This is a genomic window from Limnohabitans sp. Hippo4, assembly GCF_003063605.1.
In the GTDB taxonomy this organism is placed as follows: domain Bacteria; phylum Pseudomonadota; class Gammaproteobacteria; order Burkholderiales; family Burkholderiaceae_C; genus Limnohabitans_A.
Map to the genome: position 1 here is coordinate 1 of NZ_NESE01000014.1, position 3,838 is coordinate 3,838.

The 3,838-nt window shown below is 59.0% G+C and carries 3 protein-coding genes and 2 pseudogenes; 4 read left to right on the forward strand and 1 reads right to left on the reverse strand.

Going from position 1 to position 3,838, the window contains the following annotated elements:
* The 4 genes and pseudogenes from B9Z46_RS14975 to B9Z46_RS14990 form a co-directional block, all read left to right on the forward strand.
* A pseudogene (locus tag B9Z46_RS14975) lies at positions 1-116 on the forward strand (IS6 family transposase); the annotation flags it as partial.
* A 214-nt stretch (positions 117-330) separates the two neighbouring features.
* The gene (locus tag B9Z46_RS14980; RefSeq protein ID WP_108257383.1) at positions 331-1,245 is read left to right on the forward strand and encodes a LysR family transcriptional regulator; all 915 of its coding nucleotides are present in this window, start codon (positions 331-333) and stop codon (positions 1,243-1,245) included.
* A gap of 81 nt (positions 1,246-1,326) precedes the next feature.
* Positions 1,327-2,301 carry a tripartite tricarboxylate transporter substrate binding protein gene (locus B9Z46_RS14985; protein WP_233246039.1) on the forward strand — a complete coding sequence of 325 codons (975 nt, stop codon included), beginning with the start codon at positions 1,327-1,329 and terminating at the stop codon, positions 2,299-2,301.
* A 146-nt stretch (positions 2,302-2,447) separates the two neighbouring features.
* The gene (locus B9Z46_RS14990) at positions 2,448-3,548 is read left to right on the forward strand and encodes an NAD/NADP-dependent octopine/nopaline dehydrogenase family protein (RefSeq protein ID WP_108257385.1); all 1,101 of its coding nucleotides are present in this window, start codon (positions 2,448-2,450) and stop codon (positions 3,546-3,548) included.
* 174 nt (positions 3,549-3,722) lie between these two features.
* Here B9Z46_RS14990 and B9Z46_RS15255 read toward each other — a convergent pair.
* Positions 3,723-3,838: pseudogene (locus B9Z46_RS15255) on the reverse strand (IS6 family transposase); the annotation flags it as partial.

A 3,838-nucleotide genomic window follows, 5' to 3' on the forward strand; every position in this document is an offset into this window, starting at 1 on the left:
CGCGGCGCCTGATTGCAGGCATCGAGACCATGCACATGATCGCCAAGGGGCAGATGAACTGCCCCAAGGGTGCAAGCGTTTCAGCTGCTGAGCAGTTCTACAGCCTGGCCGCTTAAACCGGTCACCGACCCCTGGCATCAACCCGTTCCGCTGCCCTTATTGCGACAGAACCACATTCCCTCAGTTGCCCGATTGAGGCTGATTGCCGTCACTCGATGCTGTAATATGGAGGTCGGCTATCGGCCACAAGCTGCCATGCACACGTGGCTCTTGACGGCAGTACCGTCAACACTGGCAATGGCGTAATCTCTCGGCATCCACTGAAAAGCTATGGCAAAGCGACCCGTCACCCACCGCATGATAGAGGCGTTCAGAGCAGCGATGCTGCATGGCGGCATCAGCGCGGGCGCCGATGCGTTGGGGATTCCCCAACCTTCGATGAGCCGACTCATCGCTGACTTGCAAAAGGTCGTCGGCTTTCCACTCTTCCAGAAGAGCGGGCGAAGCGTCAAGCCTACCGACGAAGCCATTGTTCTTATGACGAAGGTCCAGCAGTCGTTCGTCGGCCTCGAAGAAATCACTAGCTTCTCGACACAGCTGCAAAAGCAAATGACTGGGAGGCTATCGATCTGTACCATCCCTTCGATTGGACACTCGGTGATGCCGGAGATCATCGAGCACCTGCGCGCCAAGTTCCCGGATGTCGTCGTAAGTCTCACGGTGTCTTCGTACCTCGAGGTGGCGCGCAACGTCCGGAACAGGCAGGCGGACATTGGTCTCACGGCGGACAAGCTGTCCATCGGCAACCTCGAGACCGTCGCGGAGTTCACGTTCGATTGTGTCTGCATCGGCACGAGCAAGTGGCTTACTGCTTCCGCGAAGCAAGTCGATGTCAAGGAGTTAGCAGGAAAGCCATTCGTGGCGTTAACCGGCACATTCCAACGGCAATTGGATGCGCTGCTGTCGGCCAACGGCGTGACGGTCGACGCAATGATCGAAGTGTCGCTCTTCCAGACAGTCAGTGATTTGGTCCTGCGTGGAATGGGCGTGTCGGTCGTAGACCCGCTGACCGGTGCCAAGCACCACCAGCGTGGAGGTATCACGTTGCCGCTTCGGCCTGCATGCACCTACACCGTATACGCGACCGCGATGAGTGACACGCGGTTGGGAGCGCCTGCGCGGGAGCTGCTCCAGCTGCTCAAGTCGGCCACCGACGCGGCTCGAACACATACCACGCGCGAATAGGTTGTTGCTTCAGGCGGCATGGATGCAGGTCACCGATTTGCCTAGGATCCAGTGCACCATCAATCAACCGTAGAGGTCGCCTTGAAGTACCGAATTCCCAGCTTTGCTGCAGCGCTCATGATCGGCGTCCTCGCCCCCCTGCAGGCTGCCCGTGCGGAGTATCCTGAAAAACCCGTCCGACTGATCGTCCCTGCGGCGCCAGGCGGCGCAGCGGACAACCACGCACGCGCACTGGCCATCGAGCTCCACAAGCGGCTGGGGCAGCCGTTCGTCATTGAAAACAAGCCCGGTGCATCCGGCGCGATTGGTATGGACGTGGTTGCAAAGGCAGCGCCTGATGGCTACACCATCGGCAGCAACAACCTCGCCACGTTCATCGTGGGTACGCTCACTGCGAAGCAGCTGCCGTATCGCATCGAGAGCGACTTCACGCCAATTGCCTCGCTGTTTACGCAGCCGAATCTCGTTGGCGTTACGCCGAGCCTACCGGTGAAGACGCTCGTTGAACTGATCGCATATGCGAAGGCGAACCCGAACATGATCTCCTTCGGCTCGACGGGTCAAGGTACGTCTCTTCACGTCCTGACAGAAATGCTGCGTATGAACTCAGGCATCGAGATGGTCCATGCGCCATACAAGAGCGCGCCGGCAGCCGAAGGCGATCTTGCCGCTGGCCATATCCAGCTGATGATCAGCAATTTCACTTCGATGGAGCCACAGGTCAAGGCGGGCCGTATTCGTGCGTTGGCCATCACAAGCTCAACGCGCTCGCCGCGGTTGCCCGACGTACCGACCGTCGCTCAGGCGGGAGCGCCTTACCTCGAGATGGTGACCTGGGCGGGGATCGTCGGTCCGAAGGGCATGCCTCCCGCGATCGTGAAGAGGCTAAATACGACCATCAATGAGATCCTGTCGGATCCCAACTTCAAGAAGCAGTTCGAGGCCATGGGCTCCGAAACCGACATCAAGACGCCCGAGCAGTTCGCGGCGATGATCAAGTCGGATCTCGCAAAGTGGGGTGAAGTCATCCGCAAGGGCCGGATCACGGCCGACTAATTTCCCCTAGACCGTACAGAACGTATCCGGTTTTCACCCGGCAATCGGGACAACAGCCCGGATTCGGATGTTTGTTGCCGCCGCAAGCGGTGCGGCACGAATTCATTCACGCACCCTTCATGCGAACGGTGCATTCATAACCTTGCATGAAAGAAACATACCCCATGGGAAAAATTGCAATTGTCGGCGCTGGAAACGTTGGCCAAGCCATCGCTGGCCACATGACTCTGCTCGGCCACGATGTCCGACTGTACTCACGGTGGGAACGCGATTTCGAAGCGATCAACTCGACCGGCGGCATCGAGCTATCAGGCGATGTGGAAGGCCGTGCGGCGAAACCTCTGCTAACCACTGATATCGAGAGGGCGGTCAAGGGCGCAGACACCGTCATCGTCGCAGCACCAGCGTTCGCCCATGCATACCTGTCGCAGCAGCTTGCTGTATTGCTGGAGCCGGAGCAATTGGTGGTTTTCCAGCCCAGTGTGCTGGGGAGTTCGCTGGAACTCGCGAGGCATTTTGCGTCGGCTCGGCGTCCTCCCTGCCTGATCGCGGAAACGCCAACCAGCCTCTATACCTGCCGCCTGCGCGGTCCTGCCAAGGTCTACATCGGAGCCATCAAGCAAGCCGTGCAACTGGCAACCATACCGCACATGGCCTGTGACAAGGCACTCAACCGACTCAGCCAGTACTTCGGCAATCGCTACGTGGCCGGCACCGACACGCTTTCGGTAGGCCTTGGAAACTGCAACGCGATCTATCACGTTCCCCCCGCAGTATTGAACATCAAAACGGTGGAGGACTCGGACAAGCTCCCTCAGCACACGCTGGTCACTCCCAGAATTGCAGAAGTCATCAACGCCCTGGATGAAGAGCGCCTGTCTCTAGCGGCAGCTCTTGACGTAAAGACACACAGCTTCTGGCAGTTTCTCGAAGCCGCCTACGGCGTCACCGACGGCACTTATGTGGAGCGGATTGTCCAGGGCTACGGACGCCAGGCGTTCCCCGAACCCGACTCGTTGACCCACCGTTACTTCACGGAGGACATCCCCTTCGGTCTGGTCACCTGGAGTTCGTTGGCCAAACAAATAGGACTGCCGCTTCCGCTTACGGATGCTTTCATCAGGATTAGCGGGATCCTCTGCGATACCGACTTCGAAGCCACGGGTCGCACGGCACGCGTGCTGGGCCTGGAAGAAAACGACCCGGTGTCCATCAAAGCTGCATTTCTCAACGGTGTGCCACGTTGACCTTCGTAACTGGCATCAGCGAGTCTGCGTGACCACGGGAGAAATATGCTTGAGCTTTCGAAGATCGAGGATGCCGCGAGGCGCCTGAAGGGGAAAATTGCGCGAACCCCTTGCGTGGGGTTCTGTCGCAATAAGGGCAGCGGAACGGGTTGATGCCAGGGGCCGGTGACCGGTTTAAGCGGCCAGGCTGTAGAACTGCTCAGCAGCTGAAACGCTTGCACCCTTGGGGCAGTTCATCTGCCCCTTGGCGATCATGTGCATGGTCTCGATGCCTGCAATCAGGCGCCGCG

Bases quoted from the DNA above. Each gene is read 5' to 3' on its own strand.
- B9Z46_RS14980 (WP_108257383.1), top strand. From the start codon at position 331: ATGGCAAAGCGACCCGTCACCCACCGCATGATAGAGGCGTTCAGAGCA.
- B9Z46_RS14990 (WP_108257385.1), top strand. From the start codon at position 2,448: ATGAAAGAAACATACCCCATGGGAAAAATTGCAATTGTCGGCGCTGGA.